At 55.2% G+C, this 24,616-nt stretch carries 20 protein-coding genes and 1 pseudogene; 14 read left to right on the forward strand and 7 right to left on the reverse strand.

All coding sequences use genetic code 11. From position 1 onward, the window contains the following. Window positions 1-87 precede the first annotated feature (87 nt). Both recR and AC0QKW_RS25895 read left to right on the forward strand, forming a co-directional pair. Window positions 88-681, forward strand: a complete 594-nt coding sequence (recR, locus tag AC0QKW_RS25890) for a recombination mediator RecR (protein WP_473154028.1) — start codon at window positions 88-90, stop codon at window positions 679-681. Window positions 682-887: 206 nt separating this feature from the next. Then, on the forward strand, window positions 888-2,159 hold the full coding sequence (locus AC0QKW_RS25895; RefSeq protein ID WP_473154006.1) for a DUF4336 domain-containing protein: 1,272 nt from the start codon (window positions 888-890) through the stop codon (window positions 2,157-2,159). Window positions 2,160-2,212: 53 nt separating this feature from the next. Here AC0QKW_RS25895 and AC0QKW_RS25900 read toward each other — a convergent pair whose 3' ends face one another. From AC0QKW_RS25900 to AC0QKW_RS25910, 3 genes are all read right to left on the reverse strand, one after another. Then, window positions 2,213-2,818 (reverse strand): hypothetical protein, encoded by a 606-nt coding sequence (locus AC0QKW_RS25900; RefSeq protein ID WP_473154007.1) that lies wholly within the window; start codon window positions 2,816-2,818, stop codon window positions 2,213-2,215. Between the two features lie 99 nt (window positions 2,819-2,917). Further along, window positions 2,918-3,709 carry a YoaK family protein gene (locus AC0QKW_RS25905; RefSeq protein WP_473154008.1) on the reverse strand — a complete coding sequence of 264 codons (792 nt, stop codon included), beginning with the start codon at window positions 3,707-3,709 and terminating at the stop codon, window positions 2,918-2,920. 198 nt (window positions 3,710-3,907) lie between these two features. Continuing rightward, entirely contained in the window at window positions 3,908-4,786 is an 879-nt protein-coding gene (locus tag AC0QKW_RS25910) for a hypothetical protein (RefSeq protein WP_473154009.1), read from the reverse strand. A 463-nt stretch (window positions 4,787-5,249) separates the two neighbouring features. On the opposite strand from AC0QKW_RS25910, the gene AC0QKW_RS25915 reads away from it, so the two are divergent. From AC0QKW_RS25915 to AC0QKW_RS25930, 4 genes are all read left to right on the forward strand, one after another. After that, window positions 5,250-6,686, forward strand: a complete 1,437-nt coding sequence (locus AC0QKW_RS25915; RefSeq protein ID WP_473154010.1) for a uracil-xanthine permease family protein — start codon at window positions 5,250-5,252, stop codon at window positions 6,684-6,686. A gap of 283 nt (window positions 6,687-6,969) precedes the next feature. Beyond that, on the forward strand, window positions 6,970-8,994 hold the full coding sequence (locus AC0QKW_RS25920; RefSeq protein WP_473154011.1) for an iron uptake porin: 2,025 nt from the start codon (window positions 6,970-6,972) through the stop codon (window positions 8,992-8,994). 375 nt (window positions 8,995-9,369) lie between these two features. After that, window positions 9,370-9,852, forward strand: coding sequence for a GNAT family N-acetyltransferase (locus AC0QKW_RS25925; RefSeq protein WP_473154012.1), 483 nt, complete (start codon window positions 9,370-9,372; stop codon window positions 9,850-9,852). A 71-nt stretch (window positions 9,853-9,923) separates the two neighbouring features. Further along, the gene (locus AC0QKW_RS25930) at window positions 9,924-10,580 is read left to right on the forward strand and encodes a MarC family protein (protein WP_473154013.1); all 657 of its coding nucleotides are present in this window, start codon (window positions 9,924-9,926) and stop codon (window positions 10,578-10,580) included. On the opposite strand, the gene AC0QKW_RS25935 is transcribed toward AC0QKW_RS25930, so the two are convergent. Then, window positions 10,577-11,299, reverse strand: coding sequence for an ABC transporter ATP-binding protein (locus tag AC0QKW_RS25935; RefSeq protein ID WP_473154014.1), 723 nt, complete (start codon window positions 11,297-11,299; stop codon window positions 10,577-10,579). The two genes, AC0QKW_RS25930 and AC0QKW_RS25935, sit on opposite strands and share 4 nt — an antisense overlap. Before the next feature lie 151 nt (window positions 11,300-11,450). On the opposite strand from AC0QKW_RS25935, the gene fabD reads away from it, so the two are divergent. The 6 genes from fabD (at window position 11,451) to AC0QKW_RS25965 (ending at window position 16,845) form a co-directional block, all read left to right on the forward strand. Then, the gene (gene fabD, locus AC0QKW_RS25940) at window positions 11,451-12,341 is read left to right on the forward strand and encodes an ACP S-malonyltransferase (protein WP_473154015.1); all 891 of its coding nucleotides are present in this window, start codon (window positions 11,451-11,453) and stop codon (window positions 12,339-12,341) included. 130 nt (window positions 12,342-12,471) lie between these two features. Continuing rightward, complete coding sequence (locus AC0QKW_RS25945; RefSeq protein ID WP_473154016.1) at window positions 12,472-13,110, forward strand: lysophospholipid acyltransferase family protein; 639 nt, start codon at window positions 12,472-12,474, stop codon at window positions 13,108-13,110. Window positions 13,111-13,168: 58 nt separating this feature from the next. Further along, window positions 13,169-13,474: a DUF2288 domain-containing protein gene (locus AC0QKW_RS25950; protein WP_473154017.1), complete on the forward strand. Its 306-nt coding sequence runs from the start codon at window positions 13,169-13,171 to the stop codon at window positions 13,472-13,474. Further along, window positions 13,464-14,549, forward strand: a complete 1,086-nt coding sequence (locus tag AC0QKW_RS25955) for an AI-2E family transporter (RefSeq protein WP_473154018.1) — start codon at window positions 13,464-13,466, stop codon at window positions 14,547-14,549. Before AC0QKW_RS25950 ends, AC0QKW_RS25955 begins: the two co-directional genes overlap by 11 nt. Window positions 14,550-14,655: 106 nt before the next feature. Next, entirely contained in the window at window positions 14,656-15,651 is a 996-nt protein-coding gene (locus AC0QKW_RS25960; protein WP_473154019.1) for a homogentisate phytyltransferase, read from the forward strand. A gap of 42 nt (window positions 15,652-15,693) precedes the next feature. Then, window positions 15,694-16,845 (forward strand): geranylgeranyl reductase family protein, encoded by a 1,152-nt coding sequence (locus AC0QKW_RS25965; protein ID WP_473154020.1) that lies wholly within the window; start codon window positions 15,694-15,696, stop codon window positions 16,843-16,845. 74 nt (window positions 16,846-16,919) lie between these two features. Here AC0QKW_RS25965 and AC0QKW_RS25970 read toward each other — a convergent pair whose 3' ends face one another. The 3 genes from AC0QKW_RS25970 to AC0QKW_RS25980 all read right to left on the reverse strand — a co-directional run bounded on the left by AC0QKW_RS25970 (window position 16,920) and on the right by AC0QKW_RS25980 (window position 21,661). Then, window positions 16,920-18,140: a type II secretion system F family protein gene (locus AC0QKW_RS25970; RefSeq protein WP_473154021.1), complete on the reverse strand. Its 1,221-nt coding sequence runs from the start codon at window positions 18,138-18,140 to the stop codon at window positions 16,920-16,922. A 221-nt stretch (window positions 18,141-18,361) separates the two neighbouring features. Next, window positions 18,362-19,486, reverse strand: coding sequence for a type IV pilus twitching motility protein PilT (locus AC0QKW_RS25975; protein WP_473154022.1), 1,125 nt, complete (start codon window positions 19,484-19,486; stop codon window positions 18,362-18,364). A 171-nt stretch (window positions 19,487-19,657) separates the two neighbouring features. Beyond that, entirely contained in the window at window positions 19,658-21,661 is a 2,004-nt protein-coding gene (locus tag AC0QKW_RS25980) for a GspE/PulE family protein (RefSeq protein WP_473154023.1), read from the reverse strand. Between the two features lie 444 nt (window positions 21,662-22,105). Here AC0QKW_RS25980 and grpE point away from each other — a divergent pair, with 444 nt between their 5' ends. After that, the gene (grpE, locus tag AC0QKW_RS25985) at window positions 22,106-22,792 is read left to right on the forward strand and encodes a nucleotide exchange factor GrpE (RefSeq protein WP_473154024.1); all 687 of its coding nucleotides are present in this window, start codon (window positions 22,106-22,108) and stop codon (window positions 22,790-22,792) included. A 219-nt stretch (window positions 22,793-23,011) separates the two neighbouring features. Then, window positions 23,012-24,520: pseudogene (gene dnaK / locus AC0QKW_RS25990) on the forward strand (molecular chaperone DnaK); the annotation flags it as partial. Window positions 24,521-24,616 lie beyond the last annotated feature (96 nt).

The raw sequence follows: 24,616 nt of genomic DNA on the forward strand, positions 1-24,616 counted from the left end.
TTTGGTATCAGTCTTTTGGTAGGCCGTGAGCACCCCCATGCCTTACTCTACAATTTAGACAATGAGTAACCAAAGGAGCCTGGTCCTATCTATACCCGTCCCCTGGCCCGACTGATTGAAGAACTCCAGCGGCTGCCGGGGGTTGGGCCTAAATCGGCCCAGCGGCTGGCTCTTCACATTCTCAAGCGCCCCCAGAGCGACGTGCAGGCTCTAGCCCAAGCGCTGCTCGATGCCAAGGCCCAGGTGGGTCAGTGCTCGGTGTGCTTTCACCTGTCGGCTGACCCCGTATGCGACATCTGCCGAGCCACCAACCGCGATCAGACTACCCTTTGCGTGGTCGCCGACTCCCGAGACGTGATCGCCATTGAGAAAACCCGCGAGTACCGGGGCCGCTACCATGTGCTGGGGGGGCTGATTTCGCCTATGGATGGCGTCGGCCCTGAGCAGCTCAATATTGGCCCTCTGGTACACCGGGTCAGTAAGGAGAGTATTCAGGAAGTGATTATGGCCATTAGCCCCAGCATTGAGGGCGACACCACCACGCTGTATGTGGGCCAGTTGCTCAAGCCGTTTACTCGGGTTACCCGCATTGCCTTTGGTCTACCCATGGGAGGCGATTTAGAATACGCCGACGAGGTGACCCTGGCCCGAGCGCTGGAGGGGAGGCGAGATTTGGACTAGATGGGCCAAGTCTGGGGGCGGTGCTAGAAAAATTTTCGGAACAGAGGGGTGATGCCAGCCCCATAAACTGCGAGAGGCAGCGATCCTCGGGTCACAGCCTCCCGCAGTTTATAGGCAGATGGGGCAGCTCAATTCCCCTGGTTCCCCGTTCTTTAGTAGGCTAGGGACTACCGCTGGTTTGTTTTGAGGAATCACCGCAGCAGCTTATGTCAGCTTCCTCTCCCGTCTCGTCTAATCGCTACGATGGGCTCAGCCCTGCCCCTAGGAGCGATCGCGCCTGGCCCTTTTGGCCCGTGGTGCCTCTCTACCCCTACGGGCAGCGACCCACCCAGCGAGTGGAGGTGGTCAAAGACCAGGTGTGGACCTTTGACCAGTTCCAGGGCATTTTTTACGTGGTGGTGCCCATTCGCATGACGGTGGTGCGGCTCGAGCCGACGGGGCTATTGGTTTACTCCCCCGTGGCTCCTACCCCCGAGTGCGTTGCCCTGGTGCGCGAGCTTGAAGATCGCCATGGGCCAGTGAAGTACATTGTCATGTCTACGGTGACGGGTATTGAGCACAAGGTGTTTGTTGGTCCCTTTGCGCGCAAATTTCCTCAGGCTCAGGTATATGTGACGCCCAACCAGTGGAGTTTTCCGCTCAATCTGCCGCTGCCCTGGCTCGGTCTGCCGGGCGATCGCACCCACATGCTCCCCGCCGACGGCCAAGCTCCCTTTGCTGACCAGGTCGACTACGCGGTGCTGCCCCCGATCGATCTGGGTTTGGGCCCGTTTGGTGAAACCGCTTGCTTTCACCGGGCTAGCCGCACGTTGTTGTTGACCGATGCGATCGTGGCAATTCCAGCAGAACCGCCTGCGATTGTACAGATCGACCCGTTTCCACTGCTGTTTCACGCCCGAGACAGTGCTGCTGACGCCATTGTCGATACCCCGGCCAATCGCCGCAAGGGCTGGCAGCGCATTGCTCTGTTTGCCTTCTACTTTCGCCCCAGCACGTTGGATGTGGCGACTACAGGAGAAATGTGGCAAGAGGCGAAGCAGGCTCCGGTGCGATCGCGCCAGCACTACTTTGGCCTTTACCCCTTTCGCTGGCGGGCCAACTGGCCCCAGTCCTTTGCGGCGCTGCACAACGAAGGGCAGCTCCAGGTGGCTCCTATTCTCAAAACTCTGATTTTTAACCGAGGCCCCCAAGAGGTTTTAGACTGGGCTCAGACCGTTGCCAGTTGGCCGTTTGAGACCATTGTTCCGACTCATTTAGAGGCCCCCATTGTCGCTAACCCAAAGCAGTTTTTAAAGGCGTTTGATTTTTTGCGGGCTAGCCCAGTCCTAGATAATGATGAGACGTTACCGGAAGCTGATTTTGGCCTGTTGCAGCAAATTGAAAAGTTGCTACTAAGCCGGGGTATTTCTCGGCCTAGCCAAATGATTTCCTCAATAAACTCCGACAAAAAAGCAGAGACCCAAGAGCCTCTGCTTTAAATCAAAAAATGCATCAATGTCTCAAGTTATGAGCGCAAGACAATAGAATTAAGCTATTCGGCGACAGCTTCCATTTTGGCCGAGATTTTATCCTTAATCTCTTCTAGGCTTGGCATAAATGCCTTCTTTTTCTCAAGCCCCAGCTTCACCTTTTCAGCAATTTCCTCAGGGGTGAGAGCCGGCTCGTCACCAGCAGCATCGGGAGCATACAATGCCTTACTCTCCATGCCGATTTTGATCCGCTCAGCGATTTCCTCAGGCGTGGGCATGAACATTTCTTTCTTGTTTATGAAGACTTCTTTTTTCTGCTCTGGGGTGAGGGCAGCGAACAGCTCACCCTTGGGCACGGTCTTCATAATGGCTGCCAGTTCAGACTTTTGGGCTGAGGTCAGCGCCATGGCCTTAAAGGCCTTACGCAAGCTGAGGCCATTCTGAATGGCTTCCTCAAACTTTTCATCCTGATCAGGGAAAAGAATGCTTTCGATCTCGGGGACGTACTTTGACTGAAGTTCTTCGATCAAAGCCTCCTGGCTCTTGGTCAAGTCAACACCTTTAAAAAAAGGCAGTGAGAAAGAAAAAGGGTCGGCACTGGCTGGGCTAGCCACCAAAGTTAGTGAAACTAGCGCACCCAGCACCAAAGCAAAAAACTTGCGTAACATGCTTGAATAATCTCCATATGCCAACATAACTGATGCCAATACCTCTGCCAAACCAATGTTGCCCAATGCTAGCAAAGTCACCTGACTGCACAGGAGCATTTAGCTGTCATTGCTGACCGTTTTAAAGTGCTCTGAAAAGGCTACAACTGCCATAAACGATATCACGATTACCGGTAACAATAGGCTCCACCAGGTTTCAGAAATTAACACAAAGTAGGTTGCCCCCAAACCGCCTAGGGCAAAGCCGAGGATAATCGGCACAATTCGCCCCATGCGTTCTACCGATTCGGCAGCGGCTAGGGCCGCTTTTTCATCCCCAGCGGGGGCAAGCTTTGAGACCGCCACCTGAACTAAATCAATCGTCAACTGGGTAGTATTTCCAGTCATCACCGTAGTGGGAATGTAGCTCTTAAAGACACCCTTGGCCTCTTTCATGAGAGCATTCTGAACGGCCATGGCCACCACCCCGGTGATGCCAATAGGCAAAATGTATTCTTCCTGCACATTGAAGATCAGAGCAGGCGACAGGTTGACCCCCACAATGAGGAAAATTGTCAGGGCGATCGCCTCTGCTGTAAGCAACACCGCAAACACCGGCCAGTCTTTTTTACGGGCGTAGCGGGCCAGCAATGAGGTAGCTGCCACCGCCACCATAAAGGCTGGAAACATCAGCAGGTGAGTAATGGTTGACTCTTCGTCAGCCTGCACAAACTCGTACCCAGCCAGGGCAATGTTGCCGGTGACGTGGGCCGTAAAAATGCCAAATAAAATAATGAAAGCAGAGGTATCGACAAACCCCGCTACCCAGCTCAGCATAAACCCCGCTGGGCCATCGCTGAGCAGGTAGCTGCCCAGACTAAACTCAGACTTAGTAGGAGAACTCGCAACCATGGAAATGTCTAAATACGCAGGACTATAAAACGTAAAAACGAACCACTAAACGAGATTTAGCTTGCGATCACAGAGTACTAAGGTTTGAACTCAAAATCATCTATGACCTCTAACACCAAGCCCCAAAGGCCGTCATTTATGAAGACTCAGCCATCATGGAGGGTCATCGGCCCGCTGTCGGTAGCAGAGTTGACGATCCTATCCCTTGCCATACTTCTCGGTTTTGGGCGTGATGACTTTAACGGTTTGGTAGAGGTGGCTGTCGGTTGTGAATGTCAACTCTGGTGCCTCCAGATCTGAATCAGCATCGACATCTGCCTCCGCCGGAGTGACTGCCAGCGCAATTTGGGGTACCTGGCTGCGATCGCTAAACTCACCTGCGTTACCCCAGTTCGCCAAGAGGGCAATGTGGTGGTTGTCGATCCCCTTGAGCAATACCGTCGTGCGGGGGGAAGGGTAGAGTTGAGGCAGGCTGCTCAGAGCTGCCTGGGCGGCGGCCATGAGATCGGCCTGATGTTCAGAAGTATCGGTGGCAATTTCGCTGATCTGTACCAGCGCCATACTGGCAGGAATTGCCGCTAACATACCTGGCGGCGACACTACCTGGTCTATCACATAGGCGGCGGTTAAAAGGGGCTCTCCCAAGCTAGCCTCCTCCTCTTTAGCCTTGCCCTTGGTGCCTTTTCCTCCCTTGGCACTGGCGTACTGTTCGTAGTATTTCGTGTAGTCTTTGCTGGCGGTGTCGCTGGCAAGCGAAGCCTGAAAGGCCTCATAGCTAGGCTGATCTTTCCACTGGCTAAACTCTACAACCCTGGCTCCGTCGTCACTGGAGAAAAAAGCCAGCCCGTAGAAGCCAGGAATGGTTTTGTAAAACGACTTGGTGAGCTTGTAAAACGATTTGATGGCGTCGGCCTGGGTGATGGGGTCAGTCTCATAGAGGGAGATCACGGCGATCGCCCCATCATCGGCGTTAAATATCAGTGGCTCAACAGCCTTGTCGGCCCATGCGGAGGAAATGGGCAGCAGCATTAGCAAAGCCACAAGCCACAGCAAACCTCGCCCCCACCATTTAGTCATCAGCTTTAGCTCCCAGGTTGCTCAATGCCTCTCCATCTCTCAGTACTAGCACCGCAATCATTACTGTTCGATGCCTCATCGTAACGGCAGCCTTAGCAGCATTTTGTGATTGCCAATACTCTTTCTCCTAGCCCGCTGGCAGAATGAACCCGGCTTCACAGGGGCTAAATAGCCGCCCGATGGCTCGTCCTGTGCCTTGGCTTACAGAACTCTTCATGGTTTTCTCCTAAAGTCTCTCCCAAGTGTTGCATACAGTACACCGCATGCAGATATTGATTGTGTCCAACGGGCTTTTAGAACCCGGTCAATCAATGGTTATGGGGAAGAGGCATGGTAAAACCTCTTTTTGTAGCTGTAGAGCAGCTTTTTGTATCGTCTAAAACAAAAAACTTTGAGGTTGCTTGCAATTCTCTGTTAAATCGGAGACATCAAGCTTTTCTAGAGAACCACACACGGAGGGCGTATGGCACAGGCAGACTATGGCGACACCGTTGAGCAGGAGCCACCAGCTACGGCTGACGGTTTAAAATCACAACTGCTTTACGGCTTATATGACAAGCCTCCCGTAGGGGAAGCTTTTTTTGTGGCGATACAGCACGTTCTCGCCGCATTTGTTGGCATTATTACCCCTGGTTTGCTAATTTGCGCGGCCCTCGGCACAACCCCTGAAACCACTGGCATTATTGTCAGTATGTCGCTATTTGCCAGTGGCATCTGCACATTTATTCAGTGTCGAAAGTTTGGCCCAATTGGGTCAGGGCTGCTGAGCTTGCAGGGCACAAGCTTTGCGTTCCTAGGCCCGGTGATCGGGGTCGGCACCGCTGCCATTGCCTCAGGCAGCACTCCTGAGCAGGCTCTGGCGCTGATTTTTGGGGTTTGCTTCTTCGGCTCTGCGGTCGAGATTATCCTCAGCAGATTTCTACATTTGTTGCAAGAGATCATTACCCCTGTGGTGACGGGTTCTGTAGTCATGATTATCGGTCTGAGCTTGATTAAGACCGGCATGTTTAGCTTTGCTGGAGGCGCTGCGGCGGTTCAGAGCGAGACCTTTGGTAGTACTCAGAACCTGGCCCTAGGCGGCTTGGTGCTGGCCATCGTAGTCTTCCTCACCCTCTCTACCAACCGTTTTCTGCGGATGGGGGCGATCGCCATTGGCCTGATTGTTGGCTACATCATTTCAATCGTGCTTGGCCTGGTTGACTTTAGTTCCCTTAGCAGTCTGCCTTTAATTCGCCTTCCGTTGCCCCTGCGCTACGGCTTAGACTTCAACTTCGCGGCTTTTGCTCCGTTCATTATTCTCTACGTCATCACCGCTATTGAGACAGTCGGTGACCTAACTGCCACCTCCGCAGTTTCTGGAGAGCCAGTGTCTGGCCCTATCTACTTCAAGCGGATTAAGGGTGGTGTGCTGGGCGATGGGGTCAACTCGGCGATCGCCGCCTTGCTCAACACCTTTCCCAACACTACTTTTAGCCAAAACAACGGTGTCATTCAAATGACCGGGGTGGGCAGCCGCTATGTAGGTTTCTATGTAGCCGGTATCTTCGCTGTCCTCGGGCTAGTGCCCATTGTAGGCGGCATTTTTCAGGTGATTCCTCAGTCTGTATTGGGTGGGGCTACCCTGGTTATGTTTGGCTCTATCGCAGTGGCAGGTCTCAATATTGTGGCCTCTACAGGACTCGATCGTCGCTCTACGGTGATTGTGGCTGTAACGCTGGCGCTGGGTCTGGGCGTGGTTTATGCTCCAGAAATTTTTGCCGATAAGCCACCGCTGATCAAAAACGTATTTTCTTCGGGCATTTCTACCGGCGGTTTGACTGCGATTTTGCTGAATACATTTCTCCCTGGCCGCCCTAAGGTGAGACGTGAAACTCCCGCTGCTGAGATGTCTGAAGCCTAGCGATTAAAGCATCTACTCCGCCTTAAGTAGTTTTTGACTAAGGTGACCGGAGACGTTTGTGATTTTGATCATGAGCGTCTTCGGTTTTTGTTTTAGCGATTAGCTCACAACAAACTTCTGAGGGCTCTAGCCATGGTCAAAAAAGCGCGATCGCCGCGCAGAAAACAGCAAAATATTGCCCCGCAGGCCGATAACTTTAGAAAAGTGTTCATGGGGCTATAATGTCGCCTTTAATACTCTGCTAAATTCCCACTGTTGAGGTTTTTGGTGTGAGGATTTCGATATGTCTAAAAAGTTTAAGCAGGGAGTATTTCAGCGCCCCTCGCTATTGCTCAATGGGCGCTTTTGCCTAATATTGGCAGCATCGCTGCTGTCTGTCACCACCCCAGCCACGGCCTCAGAAGAACTCCGTGCCCAGGGTCAGGCTGGCAGCGATCGTGGGCTAGTTTCTGCCCTTGCCGAGCCTCTCATTGAGGCCGGAGCCGATCGACTCTATCCGACGGCACCTTCCCCAGCGGCCAACCTAGACCCCATGCCCCTCTTGGCTGAGGCCATGGTTCCCCAAGCCGAAGTTCCGGTAGCTGAACCTCTAGGGAATGAGCTGAACCCGGTAACGGCAGCCGAGGCGGGGGTAAGCGCTGCAAGCAACGATGAAGCCTTTTCTGCTCTTCGATTTAGCGACCTTGAGGCGGCCCTAGACCTCGAAGCCCCAGTTCAACCGGCCCCGGCCAGTGACCTGGCCCAGGTCACACGGGTAACAGACTTCTCAGACGTATTGCCCTCTGACTGGGCATTTCAAGCCCTCAGCAACCTGGTAGAAACCTACGGCTGTATTCAGGGCTATCCTGACGTTACCTTTCGGGGCCAACGTTCCTTGACTCGATTTGAGTTTGCCGCTGGCCTAAATGCCTGTCTAGATGTGATTGTAAGCACCCTAGACACAGGCATCTCTGAAGAAGACTTAGCCACTATTCGCCGGCTTCAGGAAGAGTTTGCGGTAGAGCTGGCTTCCCTGGGCGGTCGGATTGACCAGCTTGAGGCCGAAACGGCCCAGCTGCGGGCTCAGCAGTTTTCCACGGTAACCAAGCTGCGGGGCCAGGTGTTTACCCACATCGGTGGTGGTTTCACTGGCGGCGATATTCTTGCTGAAGGCGTTAGCATATTTGCCACGGGGCCTCGGGTCGGGGGCGTACCCCAAACCCGCACCATTGCCCGAAACCCTGCTACCACCGTTGGTAGTCTGCTGTGGCTCAACTTTGACACATCTTTCAGCGGGGCCGACCGGCTCAAGCTGCAGATGGTCACCGGCAGCGGCACCTCCCCTGCCAACCTCTATGGCTCAGCGGGTCTGTTCAACACCTTTGGCACCCCCTTTACCTTTCAATCTGGGGTACCTAGCGGCCAAGACTTTAGCGTTTATGTGCGGGAACTGAGCTATGCCTTTCCGATCGGGAACAACCTGACCGTAGACATTGGCCCTCGCATCAACTGGTACTCCTACTTTGACAACAACCGTTACACCTTCTTTGTGAACGGAGCCAACACCTTTAACTCTAGCGGCGGCACCCAGGTTAACGCTGTTGACCGGGGCACAGGGGCGATCGCCGTTTGGAACGTGACCGACTGGCTCGATGTACGGGTGGGCTACCTCGCCGAAAACACCGAATTTATCGGTGGGACAAAGGCCCCAAGCGACCCCAGTGTGGGCCTGTTTGGTGGTACCAGCACTCTAACCGGCCAGATTGGGGTCAGACCCTTTGACAATTTCAACCTGCGGTTGCTGTACACCCGATCTAACCTAATGCCCAACGGGGTTGGGCAGATCGGCGGCACCTTCAGCGAACCGATCTACGGCTTTGCCGACGACGGGGTTGGTGGGCCACTGACCAACGCCCCTGCCGATACCTTCCTGGTCAACTTTGACTGGACTCCCCTTAACTGGTTAGGGCTGTTTGGCCGCTATAGCTACGGCAGCGTTGGCCTGACCTCAGCCATTAGTGGAGCTGGTCTAGGCAATATCGACGCTCAGTCATTCCAGGTGGGGGTGGCCTTCCCTGACCTGTTTAAAGAGGGTGCCCAGGGGACGATTTCTTACGTGGTGCCCTTCAGCGTGATCAATGGTCGGCAATTTTTAGTTTCGGGGGCTGGCGACGGCGGGAGGCAGCAGGAAATCGAGGTGTCCTACCGTTACCCACTCAGTCGTAACATTGCCCTCATGCCCTCTGCCTACTGGATTATTCAGCCTAACAACTTCAGCACTAACCCTGACATCTTTCTCTTTAATATGCAGGCGCAGCTGACGTTCTAGGCTAGTTTTTCATTGTTCATAGACAAGTAAATCACTGCTGTACCGCCCTGCCTAAAATTAGGCAGGGCGTTTTGTTGATGCTGCCTCTGTGGACAGGCCACGGGGCGCAATCCCAAATCCGAGTCCCATAACCCCGATTCCTAAAAGGCCGAACCGTAGGGGCAAACGGTTGTTTGTCCTGCTGAATCGGGGGTAGCCAAGGAAGATTTAGTATAAGCCCCCCCAACCCCAGGCCTCAGCGCGCCCAGGCGATGAGGCCTGGGGAGAGTACCCTAGCTGGCCATAGGATTCAATCAAAACGCTCGCGATTCCATCAGAGATTTTCGCTATGGTAAGGCAGCCTCGCTAGCGTTTTAACTTGAGAGCTTCAATACCGTGAATGATAGAGGCGAGAGACAGGCTTTAGAACGTTTGGGTTACGACCTGCGATCGGGCTCGTCTCTCGATCGCGCCACCCTGGTCAAGTTTATGGAGCGCACCTACGGCGAGCTAGCCCCCCAGCAGCCCCTGGGCCACATTGCCGCTACTGTCGATCGCTACCTTGGTCCCGCCACCCCCCTGTGGTGGGTATCGCTTCAGGGCACTCTAGCCCCCATCGCTGCCCTGTGGCTGGGGCTAGCCACCGACCAGCGCAGCGGGGTGCTACACCCCTACATTTTGCTGCTGTACGTCGCCCCTGATCATCGGCGGCGAGGCATTGCCACGGCCCTGCTGGCGGTGGGCCACGGCTGGGCGCAGCAGCAGGGGCATCGGCAAATCACCCTCCAGGTGTTTAGCGATAACGCAGCGGCCCAGGCGCTCTACCACCGCCTGGGTTACCAGGCCGAAGCAATTTTGATGAAAAAAGAATTTGGCTAGGGAGTGGGGTAATGAGGTGAGCTACCCAGCTAGAAGGGCGCTAGATTTGAGGCAGTTTTGCAGGCGAGTCTATGCCCATTGTTTTGCCGCTGTTTGCCAAAGCGTTTTTGACCCTGTTTGTGGTGATCGACCCAGTGGGGCTGGCACCTCTGTATCTGGCTCTGGTGGGCGATCGCCCCGAGGCCGAGCAGAGTCAAATTGCCACCCGCGCCGTCTTAGTATCTGCGGGTATCTTGCTGGCCTTTGGGCTGACGGGGGCCTACGTACTGCACAACCTAGGCATTAGCCTGCAAGCATTTCAGATCGCAGCGGGGGTGCTGCTGTTCAAAATCGCCCTCGACATGATTTTTGTGCACCAAGAGCGTGAAACCGAGGCCGAAGCACTAGAAGCCGAAGAAAAAAAGGATGTGAGCGTCTTTCCCCTGGCAATTCCGCTGATTGCCGGGCCGGGCAGCTTGGCCAGCATTTTGGTGCTATCGCGGGAGTCGGCCAACTACTACCTGGGGGTGACGGTGGTGCTGGCCGCTGCGGCGGTGGTACTGGTACTGTGCTATATGTTTTTGCTGCTGTCACAGCCCCTGGCCAAGGTGCTGGGCCAGATCGGTATCAACGTGGTCACTCGGGTGCTGGGGGTGCTGCTGGCAGCACTGGCGGTGCAATACATGCTCGATGGCCTCCTCAGCCTGCTCCAGCTCCCGCCCGCCCAAGCCTTTGGCCTCGATGGCTAGGCTCGAATCGCGATCGACGCAGCGAGATCGTCGGGGCTGAGGTGGTCGTTGAGAATTTCGCCATCTTTAAACCAGACAATGCGCTGGCTGGCCCGGGCCACATCGGGCTCGTGGGTGACCATGACGACGGTGATGCCGACAGTATGGAGATCGGCGAAGATGCTCAGTACATCTGCGGTGGTGTGGGTGTCGAGGGCACCAGTGGGTTCGTCAGCTAGCAACAGCAGAGGATTGTTGACGATCGCCCGCGCGATCGCCACTCGCTGCTGCTGACCACCAGAGAGCTGGTTGGGCTTGTTGTTGACGCGCTCGCTCAGCCCCACTCGCTCTAGCGCCTCGGTGGCCCGCTGGCGGCGCTCCTCGCTGCGCACCCCCGAGTAAATCATCGGCAGCTCGACATTTTCTCGCGCGGTGAGCTGAGGCAGCAGGTGAAACTGCTGAAAGACAAAGCCAATTTTCTGGTTGCGAATGTGGGCTAACTCGTCGTCCTCCAGGGTAGCCACATTCTGGTTATCGAAAAAATATTGTCCGGCGGTGGGGCGATCGAGGCAGCCAATCATGTTCATGGCGGTCGATTTGCCCGACCCAGACGGCCCCATAATGGCGCAGTACTCGCCGGGGTAGATGGCTAGGTTCACATTCCACAGCGCCCGCACCTCAGTGTTGCCCGCGCCATACACTTTCTGCAACTGGCGAAACTCAATTAGGGGGGTGGGCATAGGGCAACCGAGCGCATGAGCATGAACATTTTGTGAGACAGTAAGGCATTGTAACGATGGCTTTTACCATCTATTCCCGCTGCTAGGGTTAGCCTTAGTACCCTAGTCGGTGGAGCGTGACGCCGCAGAGTAAAAGGGGATAACAGATAGTATGACAAATGCAGCGTGGGTGTTTCCTGGCCAAGGTTCGCAGGCGATCGCCATGGGGGTAGATCTAGCGACGCTGCCCCTGGCCCAAGCGCGCTTTGCCGAGGCCGAGTCGGTGCTCGGCTGGTCGGTGCTCGATGTGGTGCAAGATGCCGACGACAAAGTCTCCAATACTCTTTACACCCAGCCCTGCCTATACGTGGTAGAAAGCATTCTTGCCGACTTGCTCAAGGCCCAGGGCCACCAGCCCGCCGCAGTAGCAGGCCACAGTCTGGGCGAATACGTGGCTCTCTACACCGCTGGAGTTTTTGACTTTGCCGCCGGGTTGGCCCTGGTGCAGCGCCGGGCAGAGCTGATGGCCCAAGCCTCTGACGGCATGATGGCAGCACTACTGGGCTTTGATGCCGATGAGCTGGCGGCCAAAATTGAAGCGACCCCCGGTGTGGTGCTGGCCAACGACAACAACACGGGCCAGGTGGTGATCTCAGGTACTCCCGCAGCGGTAACAGCAGTGATGGAGAGCGTAAAAGCCAAGCGAGCAGTGAAGCTCAACGTTAGCGGCGCTTTTCACTCACCGCTGATGGCCGATGCTGCGGCCACCTTCGAGGCAGTGCTAGAGCCGATCGCCTTTGCCACTGCCCAGATACCCGTCCTCTCCAACGTCGATCCAGCCCCTGCCATCGACGGGGCTATCCTCAAGCAGCGACTCGTGCAGCAGATGACCGGCTCAGTGCGCTGGCGTGAAATCACCCTGGCTTTGCCAGCACTGGGTATCGACACGGTAGTCGAAGTGGGGCCGGGCAACGTACTCACCGGGCTGACCAAACGCACCAGCAAAGAACTGGCCCTGGTCAATGTGGGGACGCTGGAACAGGTAGAACAATTTGGCTCATAGGAATGCTTCATTCTCCTGAATCTGTTCAGATCATCTCTCCCAGCGTTTCCCCCATGGTGGGCGGTGCCCACCCTACGGATTACAGCTAGGGGTTTTTAATCCAAAATCGCAAATCCAAAATTGATCACCGATGAGCCGCGATCGCGAACCCCCCGTCAACCTGATCTGGTACCACCTGTTCAAATGGTCGGTGGTCAGCCCTGTGCTGTGCCTTTACTTTCGGGGCCGGGTCTACGGGGCCGATCAGGTGCCCAAGGCTGGCCCCCTAATCGTGGTGGCAAACCACGCCAGCGACTTTGACCCCCCCCTACTCTCCGCCGCAGTGCGCCGCCCCGTCTCCTACATGGCCAAAGAAGAGCTATTTAAGGTGCCGGTGCTGAGCCAGGCCATTCGCCTCTACGGGGCTTACCCGGTAAAGCGGGGTAGTGCCGATCGCAGCGCCATCCGCGAAGCCCTCAAACAGCTCGACCAGGGCTGGGCCGTAGGCATTTTTCTCCAGGGCACCCGCACCTCCGATGGCCGCGTGCCCGAGCCTAAAATTGGCGCTGCGCTAATCGCCGCCAAGGCCCAGGCTCCGCTGCTGCCCGTTAGCCTGTGGGGCACCCACCGCATCTTCAAAAAGGGTGCTTCTGTTCCCCGCTCTGTGCCGCTTACCATTCGCATAGGCAACCCGATCGCGCCGCCCCCCTCCACCGACCGCGAGGGGCTAGAGGCCATCACCGCCCAATGCGCCGCTGAAATCCATCGCCTCCACGATCTAGGTCGCTAACGCACTCCCCACCCTTCCCATCTGGTAGCCTGTAACCATCCCGCGATCGCCCTCTCCCATGAGCCAAGACCTCAAGCACGAACTCTCAGAAATGGTGGCCCCCGCCGACTGGGCCTGGATCAGCCCCCATGCCAACCGAGGCGCTGTGGTCGTGGTCGACCCGGGGTTAGATTTAGTTGAGGTGGGGGTGGCGATCGCCACTGACAACACCGCCGCCGTCAATCACTGGATTGCCGAAGAGCTCATTACCAAGCCCTCGCCCTTGCAGCTAGAAGTGTGGGATCAATCTGCTACAAAGCAGTTTTACTCACTGATTGTGCAGCCCTTCGTCCTGGTGCAAGCAACCCCTACCCATGAAAACTGAGGAGCCTAAATCAGCCACAGCGCCTCTGGCCGAAGTCAAAGAGGCAAGCACCCTCTGGGAGACCCTAAGCACTCATAGACTGGTGCGCTTCTTGCTGTTGTTTGGCAGCGGCTGGGCAGTCATTCGACTGTTGGTCTACTTTGAGATTCTGGTGGTGGTATTTGTTCCCGCTACGATCTTGGCATTTTTGCTTAACTACCCAGCTACCTGGCTGAGCCGATGGATGCCGCGCGGGGTAGCTGCCACGACGGTTTTTCTCACCTGCCTAGGGCTAGCCAGTGGTCTTTGCCTGACGTTGGGTATAACAGTGGTGAACCAGGGACAGCAGCTAGCCCTCAGCCTCCAAGACTTTTCTAATTCGGTCGTCCCCTGGCTGGGCAGCGTCGAGCGCCTGTTAGAGACCTGGAACTTGCCCATTGAGATTCAGGGTTTAGAACCGCAACTCCAAAGTCAGGCCGCGACGCTGCTGACAACGGGGCTGGGGCTAATTCAGTCAACCCTGGCAAACCTGGTGCTGGTGATTTTGATTGCAGTCGTCACGCTGTTTATGATGCTGGATGGGGCCAGAATCTGGTGGTGGCTGCTCAATGTCCTGCCAATTTATCACAAGGAGCGGTTTAACACGGTCATTCAAAAAAATTTGCTCGGCTTCTTTTGGGGGCGGTTGCTGCTCGGTATTATCATTGGCGTCTCTACGTTTGTAGTGTTGTCTATCCTCCGGGTTCCCTATCCCGCATTCTTAGCCCTAATGGTCGGTCTTTTCGACTTGATCCCGGGCGTTGGCGCAACCTTGGGCATCGGGCTGGTTTCGCTGCTGCTGCTGTCTCAAAGTGTATGGCTAGCACTGAAAGTGTTGGTAGTCTGCGTTGCCATGCAGCAGGTCGAAGAAAATTTGCTGCTTCCCTACGTGATGAAAGATTCGCTAGATATTAACCCGGTGGTAATGTTTTTTGCGCTCATGGTAGGGGCTACGGTAGCTGGAGTGCTAGGGCTGTTTTTAGCGGTGCCCGTGGCCGGGGTGGTCATCACCTGGCTCAATATTGAGGCGATGCGGGGCAAAATCGCCGATGACTAAGCCAAACCTAAAAATTCGCCCAGTCTGGTTAAAAATGCCAATAACCACTCCATCAGCCGATAAGCTGAAGAACTGAGTCTCCCGGCTGTAAGATTACCCCTATCCTATGCCCAATGCTGCTCCGTCACCCACATCGACTGCCCAGGAAAATCGATTGTGCTTTAACCAATCTCCCCGAGATTGGCTTTATGCGCTATGGAAGTTTTGGCGACCCCATACGGTCATTGGCACCAGCCTGAGCGTCTTTGGTATCGCCGCTATTGTGCTCGCTGATCTAGGGCTAGGGCATAGCCCCGCCGGTAGATGGGCAGGTCCGGTGGGCGTCGCCCTGGTCGCCTGCCTGCTTGGCAATCTCTATATTGTCGGCCTCAACCAGCTTGAAGACATTGCTATCGATCGCATCAACAAACCCCATCTGCCGCTGGCAGCGGGCGAGTTTTCTGTCGTCGATGGCCGCTGGATTGTCGGGCTAGCGGGGTTGGGAGCCCTAGTTCTAGGTGTGATCGGTGGCCCTTGGCTGTTGGCAGTCGTGGGGCTGAGTTTGGCCATTGGCACGACTTACTCGCTGCCGCCGATCCGCCTCAAGCGGTTCCCCTTTTGGGCCTCGGTGTGCATTTTGGCGGTACGCGGTGCGATCGTAAATCTAGGGCTGTTTCTGCATTTCAGCGATCGCCTCTGGCTTCCCCCCACTATTCCCAGCCGCGTCTGGGCACTGACGACGTTCATTCTGCTATTCAGCATTGCGATCGCCCTGTTTAAAGACATTCCCGACATTGAGGGCGATCGCCGCTACGGCATCAGTACTCTATCGCTCCAACTAGGGCAGCGCACCGTGTTTAATATTGCCCTCGGCATTCTCACCGCCTGCTATCTGGGCATGGTGCTGGCAGCTCCCTGGTTGAGCGGGGTCAACCGCTCCTTTTTGGTCGTGTCGCACCTGCTGGCCCTAGCCCTACTGTGGTGGATGAGTCAGCGAGTACTGCACAGTAGCCCAACCCTAGATGCTCAAACCAATCGGGCTTACCCTAGGTTTTATCAGTTCATCTGGAAGCTATTTTTCCTTCAGTACCTGATATTTCCCCTGGCCTGCTGGCTGGTCTAAGACAGACCAAAGCCGCAGACCTAAATCAAGGATTCCAGCGCTATGTTAGCCAGCACTCTTTACGACTGCGTTATTGTCGGGGCAGGCCCCGCCGGAGCCACCGCCGCCTACCACCTGAGCAAGGCCGGGCACCAGGTTCTACTGATCGATGCCGCCACGCTGCCTCGCTACAAGCCCTGTGGCGGCGGTGTATCGCCTCAGGTGGCTCAGTGGTTCGACTTTGACTTTTCACCTGCCATCTCCATCCAGGTGCGCAAGGTTCGCTACACCTTCAACTTGGGCGATCCGGTTGAAGCTGAGCTGCCCGCCAAAAATGCTCTATGGATGGTGCGCCGCGACGAATTTGACTACTTCATCGTGCGACAGGCCCAAAAGCAGGGCGCTACCCTGTGGGATGCAACCAAAGCCCAGAGCCTTGAAAATCATGGAGATCACTGGCAGGTCAATACTAGCCGTGGCCCAGTGGAGGGACGCTTTTTAATTGCCGCAGACGGTGCAAGGGGGGCGATGGCCAAGTGGCTAGGCTTTACGTCGCGCCGGTACAAACTGGCGGCGGCCCTAGAAGCCGAGCCCCGCTTGGCTGTGCCTGCCGACCCTGTGGTGCACTTTGACCTGGGCCTAGTGCAACAGGGCTACCTATGGAACTTTCCTAAGGCCGACGGCTACTCCATCGGTGGAGGGGTGTTTCGCACTGGCCCGCAGCGCAAGCAAGATCTGCGATCGCCCGTTGCTGACTATGCCGCCACCTTTGCGGTGGACACTAAGAGAGTGCAGCAGTTCGGCCACCCCATTTTTGTCTGGAACGGGTTTCAGGATTTGCATACCCACCGGGCGGTCTTGGCGGGAGAGGCGGCTTGTGTCGTTGATCCCTTTACTGTAGAAGGCATTAGGCCTTCCATCTTTAGTGGGCTGAAGGCGGCAGAAACGGTCACCCAAGCCCTCGAAACCAACAACAGTGACCTCAAAACCTACAGCCAGGTGATGAACCAAGAATGGGGCCATGAAATGCGCTGGGCCCGCCGCCTAGCCCACCTGTTCTACCAGACCCCGGCCTTGGCCTATCGTGTTGGAATTCAGCGCCCCTCCAGCAGCCTCACCATGGCCAGCGTATTTTGTGGTGAAATCAGCTATGCCGAAGTCGCCCAACGTGCCATTCGTCGTTTGAGCGGCGGCTTGTTGTCCTACAACTCATAAATCACTATCCCCTGCTCTATCACAGTTGACAGAGCAGGGGATAGCAAGACTGGCAGAGAACTGGCGATCGCACCCTACCCAATCGCATCCATAATCTTAAACATCGGCAGGTACATCGACACCAGAATCGACCCCACCATGGCCCCCAGCACCAAAATCATAATCGGCTCCATCACGCTAGTCAGAGCCTTTACCGCCTGCTCTACTTCATCCTCATAGAAGTCAGCCACCTTCATCAGCATCGAGTCAAGTTCCCCAGTTTCTTCGCCAATGCTGATCATCTGCACGGCCATTGACGGAAACACCGAGTGCTTTTGTAGGGCAATACTAATCATGCCGCCGCCCTGCACATCCCTACGGGCATCGTCTACCGCCTCAGCAATCACCTGATTGCCAGCGGTGTCACGCACAATTTCGAGAGCTGTCAAAATGGGCACCCCAGACTTTGAGAGAGACCCAAAGGTGCGGCAAAAGCGAGCCGTAGCGGTTTTTTGAATCAGATCGCCAAACAGGGGCATTTTGAGGGAAAGGCGGTCAATCACTCGGCGGCCATTGAGGGTAGCGTAGTATCGCCGATAGGCAAAGCCTGAGGCAAAAAAGATCGAAACCATAATTACCCAGTTCAAAGGCTTACGCAAAAACCGGCTGATCATCATCATGACCTGAGTAAAGACGGGTAACTCAGCCCCCAGATCATCAAACATATCGGCAAAGATCGGCAGCAAAAATACCGTCATACCGACGAAGATAATCACTGCCAAAGCCCCCACCGTGACGGGGTAAGCCATGGCCGACTTAATCTGGTTCTGCAACCGGGCCAAGTCTTCAAGTAATTTGGCCAGGCGGTTCAGTACTTCGTCGAGTACACCACCCACTTCCCCAGCCTGAATTAAAGCCACATACAAGTTGTCAAAACAGGCCGGATGCTTGCGCATGGCATCGGAAAGGTTGGTACCCTGCTGCACGTCGGCATTGATAGCCATCAGGGCTTTCTTGAGCTTAGGGTTAGAGCAATCGTCAGCCAATACCCCTAACCCTCTAACCAGAGCCACCCCAGCGTTAACCAGAGCAGCAAACTGCCGAGAAAAAATGGCCTTATCCTTCACCGTCACCTTGGTCATGGAGGTTTTGATGCTCTCCAGATCCAAGTTGAACCCAGCTTCCTCCTTTAGGTCCATTACGAAGAGACCCTTATCTTTTAAGAGGTTGCGGGCATCACCGGGGGTCTCAGCAGAAATCCGCTCTTTGCGCTGGGCTCCGCTAGTATCGCGACCAATGGCAACGTAGGTAGGCATAGCTCGAGGGGCTCACTGGTTTAAAGTACTGCAATTATAGCGACGGGTTCAGGTTGACGAACCCGCTAAATTTACCGGCAATTATTCTGTAGGTACTGCGGATGTTTTGGTCTTTGCTTACCCACAATACCCAGAGTCAGGGAAAGCTGAGATCATGCTCCCTAGACCTAGACTAGGACATTTGGTTGAGCTTTCCCTGAGACGTTAATTGACTCAACGGTCTAGTGGCGACCAGCAGCGGCCCCCTGACGCTGGGCTGCACCAGGGGCTGGGGCACCCCCAATCAAGCGCTGTAGCTCATCGGGCCGAGAGGTCTTAGACATGGCCGCCTCAAAGGAAATCGTACCGGCCTTGTACAGATCGGCCAGCACTTTTTCAAGGGTTTGCATCGCTAGCTTGCCCCCAGTTTGGATGGCCCCATAGATTTGCGGCGTTTTGCCTTCCCGAATCATGTTGGCAATAGCTGGGGTAATCACCATAATCTCCTGGGCCATGATACGACCAAACTCACCGGGCTTAGGGTTGGCCTTGGGCACCAGTGTTTGGCTCAGTACCGCTACCAGCGACCCAGACAGCTGTACCCGAATCTGCTGCTGCTGCTCCGGCGGAAACACGTCAATCATCCGGTCTACAGTTTGGGCGGCTGAACTGGTGTGAAGGGTACCAAAGACCAGGTGACCTGTTTCTGCCGCCGAAATTGCCAGCGAAATAGTTTCTAGGTCACGCATCTCACCCACCAGAATGACATCGGGGTCTTCCCGCAGGGCGGCGCGGAGGGCGTTGGCAAAGCTCTTGGTATCTTCCCCAATCTGGCGCTGGTGAATCAAGCTCTTAATCGGCTCGTAGACAAATTCAATCGGGTCTTCAACGGTGAGAATGTGCTCTGGCCGGGTCAGGTTGATGTTGTTGATCATCGACGCCAGAGTGGTTGATTTACCAGATCCCGTCGGCCCCGTCACCAAAATCAGCCCTCTGGGCTTCTCCGATAGCTCTCGCACAATGTTGGGTAAGCCCAAGGTCTCCATAGAAGGAATTTTGGAGCTCAGAGCCCGCAAACAGGCGGCGTAGGTGCCCCGATCCTTATACACATTGACCCGAAATCGAGCTAGCCCCTTCACCCCGTAGGAGCAGTCTAGTTCCCAGGTTTGCTCAAGTTGCTTGCGCTGAGTGTTATTGAGCATGCTAAAGATGAGCCGCTGACAAGACTCGGCGGTCATGGGTTCGTGTTCGGTGGGAGTAAGTTTGCCGCTAATGCGAATGTAGGGGGGCAACCCTGCTGACAGATGCAGGTCAGAGCCACCCCGTTCGATCACTTCTTCCATCAGGTCTTCGATCATCAATTCCATAGGGCTACCTCTTGGGAATGGAGAAACTTGGGGGAAATTGTTGTCTTTATGTGAACTTTGCTCTCAAGCGAGAGCTAGTTTGGAGCGGCAGTCTGTGCCGAAACCCTTAGCGCTGCTTACAAGATGCCCACTTAGAGACGATCTGCCTGCAAAGCGGTGGAGATTCGGCACCTAATCCTGGAAGCGTGGGGTGAGACAGTAGGGGCAATCGAGCCATTCCTGTTGTAGCTCAGCAGAGCAGCTGGAGCAGGTGAGAGAAGCCTTGCGCTTGGCCTTTAGTTCGGCCTCTAACCCTGTATCGGTAAAGGTTACCCGCTCTACCTCTTCTAGGGTGGTGTGACCCTGGCGGACAAGATTAAGGCTGTAGGCTAGTAGCGTCTGCATACCTTCTTCTACGGCGGCCTCCTTGATATGTTCGGTGGGAGCACCTTCGGAGATCAGTTTTTGCAGACGCTCGGTTACCCGCAAAATCTCATAGACCCCAACTCGCCCTTTGTACCCACCTCCCTCGCATTTTTTACAGAGGGTGTTGTTGGCTTTAGCGGCGGCGATCTCTTCAACGGTTAGGGTGTTGGCCTTGTAAAAGGTAACGTCAGCTTCGGCGTTCACGCCCAGACCAAAGTGGGCGAGTTCTTCGGAGGTGGGATGATAGGCAACCCGGCATTCGGTGCAGACCCGACGCACAAGACGCTGGGCTAGTACCCCAATCAAGGCACTGGAGACCATGAACGATTCGACCCCCATTTCGTCTAGGCGGGCGATCGCACCAGCGGCGTCGTTGGTGTGCAAGGTCGTGAGCACTAGGTGCCCAGTAAGAGCCGCCTCAATGGCCGTTTTAGCTGTTTCCCGGTCACGGGTCTCACCCACCAGAATCACATCGGGATCTTGACGCAGAAAGGCGCGCAAAATCGAGGCGAAATCCATGCCCTTTTCGCGAATTACCTGCACCTGGGTAAGCCCAGGCAGGGTGTACTCAATCGGGTCTTCAGCGGTGCTGATGTTGATGCCGGGGTCATTCCGCTCTGACAGCACCGAGTACAAGGTGGTGGTCTTGCCAGAGCCGGTAGGCCCTGTCACCAGAAGCAAGCCAAAGGGCCGAGAGGCCATTTCTTGAACAATGCGCAGGGAGTCTGGGTCGGTGATGAGCTTGTCTAGACCCAGCTGAGTGGCCGAGTTATCGAGAATCCGCAGCACCACCTTTTCGCCGCAGCGACTGGGCAGAGTGTTGACTCGAAAGTCTACTTTGCGGCCCTGAAAAACCCGTCGAATGCGGCCATCCTGGGGTGCTCGACGCTCGGCAATGTCTAGCTCAGCAATAATTTTGAAGCGAGCTGTGACAGCAGGAATGATCTTCTTAGGCATTTTGGGCAGCGCTTCTTTAAGCACTCCGTCTTTGCGAAAGCGCACCCGCAGATACTCCTCCTGGGGCTCAACGTGAATATCAGAAACCCCCTCTTGGAGAGCCTTAGCCAGAATCTTGTTGACTAGGGCGATGACCGGAGCGGCATCGGCGTCTTTGAGGGCGGCTCCCAGGTCAGACTCTTCGTCAATGACATCTTCTAGACCGCCTTCGCCAAAGTCCAGTTCTTCAAGGCTGGCGTTGACGTCAACGGAGGCTTCCATCTCCTCTTTTTTCTGCTTGGCAACGGCCTCGTCTAGATAGGTCGAGATCAGGCGCTGATAGTCTTCAACGGTGATGACCATGCGCTTGAGAGCCAGGTTGTGGTTTCGCAGAATGCGGTTGAGGTCGTCCTGGGCCTCTAGGTTTTCGGGGTCGACCATGGCTACGAGCACCGATGGTGCGTCGCCTTCGTCTTGAGATAAGGGCACTAGGCGGTGGCGGCGACAAATATCGACAGGGATCAGGGTGTCGATCAGGTGGCCAATTTGGGCTGAAGAGATATCGTTGAGCTCTGGATCAAGGGACTCAACACCGTAGAGAATCTTGAGCTCAAACAGCTGCTGTTTTTTGTACTGCCGCAGTAGCTCAGGCGAGAGCTGTTGGCCGGTGAGAGACTCGAGCACGTCGGTCAGCAGTTGACCGGTTTTGCGGCTCTCGGCTAGGGCCTTTTGCATTTGCTCGGAGTCAATGTAGCCTGCCTGGATGAGCTTGTTGCCAAAGGGCGAAAAGCTCCGTTGCAGTACCAAAGCCCGTCTAGAGGAGGAGTTAGTCATAGCGCTGATGCCAAAATACCGAATAACCAGGCTTGAGCCCAATCGCTTGCAGGCAGTATGCCCTCAAGGGAGGCTCTATGCTCTAAATGAACCCTTAGAGCTTTAGATCTCTCTCAGTGCGATCGCAAGCTCCACCCGCGTTGACCCCGTAGTCTCGATGATACCCTCATCCAATTTATCTGCACCACGATAACGCTAGGGGATGATGTTTGAGGTTCAGGAAGTATCCTTTTGGGCGAGTTGGAGAGAACCACCCCGAGAAATGCAGGGGGCGGCGGTGAAACCCACAATCCACGATAGAATTGAAGGCAGTGGCTAAAGACCGTCTGTTTTTTACCAGATTGCTCTTACCCAAGGGAGGCTAGTGGCCTACCCACAGGATTTCAACTTGAGTAGAATCCTAAAAGATAGTTGTTGCATTCACCTGTCAGGTTACGTATCAGCATGGTTGACGACATTTCCCAAGCCGAACAAGCCCCATCTTCTGATCCAGAAGCCATTGAAGAGCTCAGCGTCGAAGATGCTGCCCTCGATATTGACTTTGATGAAGTCGTTGAAGCCGTTGCCGCCGAGGTTGAGGACTCAGCGGATGAGGGAGCCGATGCTAATGTAGTGGCTGATCTAGAACGGCAGGTGGCCGGCTTAAAAGCTCAGTTAGAAGATCGAGCTAGCCAATCAATGCGCATTGCCGCCGATTTTGAAAACTACCGTAAGCGCACCAGTAAAGAAAAAGATGACCTGGCGACTCAGATCAAAGGAGACACTATTACGGAGCTGTTCCCTGTAGTCGACAATTTCGAGCGAGCGCGATCGCAGATCAAACCTCAAACCGAAGCCGAGATGACTATTCACAAAAGTTATCAGAGCGTCTACAAACAGCTGGTAGAAACCCTGAAGCGCCTGGGCGTCTCCGCCATGAGGGCAGAGGGCCAAGAATTTGACCCGCTTTTGCATGAAGCAGTGATGCGTGAGCCCACCGCCGACCACGCTGAGGGAGTGGTGATCGAAGAATTTGTGCGGGGCTACCAACTGGGCGATCGGGTGCTGCGCCACGCTATGGTCAAAGTGGCGGCTCCCCCCGAGCATGACGCCAGTGATAGTGACTCCGGAAATACCGATGGCTGTCCCTAAGTAAATGCATTACCCATGCAACTGGGTGCACATTCTCGGTGCCGTCGGCCATGCTCGTCAGATTACCTCTAAGATTTTTTGCGGTAGGCGATCGCTTCCCGACCACAAGCGGGCAGTCTAGACCCAACAGCCTATGCTGTTTGGTTTTTGGCCAGCCTTCAGCTAATGACGGCGAACAATGACGGCGAACGATTGAATTACAGATGAGCACCTTGGGCTATGGGTAAAGTAATTGGTATTGACCTAGGCACAACCAATAGTTGTGTGGCTGTACTGGAGGGTGGTAAGCCCGCAGTGATAGCCAGCACCGAAGGCGGGCGCACGGTGCCCAGCATCGTCGGCTTTGGCAAAAATGGTGAGCGACTGGTAGGACAATTGGCCAAACGGCAAGCCGTCACCAATGCTGAAAACACTGTCTACAGCATTAAGCGATTCATTGGTCGTCGCTGGGAAGATACTGAGACGGAGCGGAGCCGCGTACCCTATGTATGCGTCAGCGGGCGTGACAACACTGTCGACGTGCAGATCCGGGGCAAGGCTTTTACGCCCCAAGAGATCTCCGCCATGATCCTCCAAAAACTCAAGCAAGACGCTGAGACCTATCTGGGTACTGAAGTCACCCAGGCGGTCATTACCGTGCCCGCCTACTTTACCGATGCCCAGCGACAGGCCACTAAAGATGCGGGCACCATTGCGGGACTAGAAGTTCTGCGCATCATCAACGAGCCCACGGCTGCGGCTCTCTCCTACGGGCTGGACAAGCAAGATCAAGACCAGGTAGTGCTGGTCTTTGACCTAGGAGGGGGTACCTTTGACGTCTCAATTTTGCAGCTAGGCGATGGGGTATTTGAAGTTAAAGCCACCGCCGGCAACAACCACCTGGGCGGTGATGACTTCGACAACTGCATCGTCGAGTGGATGACCGCAGCCTTTCGCGAACAGGAGGGGATTGATCTTTCCACCGATCGCATGGCTCTTCAGCGGATTCGAGAGGCGGCAGAAAAGGCGAAGATTGAACTGTCAAACATGCCGTCTACCTCCATCAACCTACCCTTCATCACTGCCGATGAGTCAGGCCCTAAGCACCTAGAGATGTCGCTCAGCCGGGCTCAGTTTGATCAGTTTGCGGCAGAGCTAGTGCAGGCTACCCTAGAGCCTGTGAAGCAAGCCCTCAAAGACGCCGAGCTCAGCGCTGAAAATATCGACCGCATTTTACTCGTGGGCGGATCTACCCGCATTCCAGCAGTGCAGCAGGCGATCAGTGCCTATTTCGGCGGCAAAGCACCCGATCGCTCCGTCAATCCCGATGAGGCCGTCGCCCTGGGTGCCTCTATTCAGGCTGGGGTGCTAGGGGGCGAAGTCAAAGATCTGCTGCTCCTCGATGTTACGCCCCTATCGCTTGGCATCGAGACCCTAGGGGAGGTGTTTACCAAAATCATCGAACGCAACACTACCATTCCCACCAGCAAGTCTCAGATATTTTCTACCGCCAATGATGGCCAAACCTCAGTCGAAATTCATGTCCTCCAGGGCGAACGAGCCATGGCTCGCGACAATAAAAGCCTCGGCAAGTTTGAGCTGACCGGCATTCCCCCAGCCCCACGCGGGGTACCACAAATTGAGGTCTCCTTCGAGATTGATGCCGATGGCATTCTCAAGGTGTCTGCTCTCGACAAGGGCACCGGCCATGCTCAGAGTATCTGCATCACCAACACAGGTGGCCTCAACCTGGTTGACTGACAAAAGTTGGCTGAAAGCTGCTAAAAAGCTTGTGGTACGGTAGTTTCAGGGATTGGAGGAAGAAGTGGGGAGCCAGCGTTCTAA

The organism is Pseudanabaena sp. PCC 9330 (assembly GCF_055795045.1).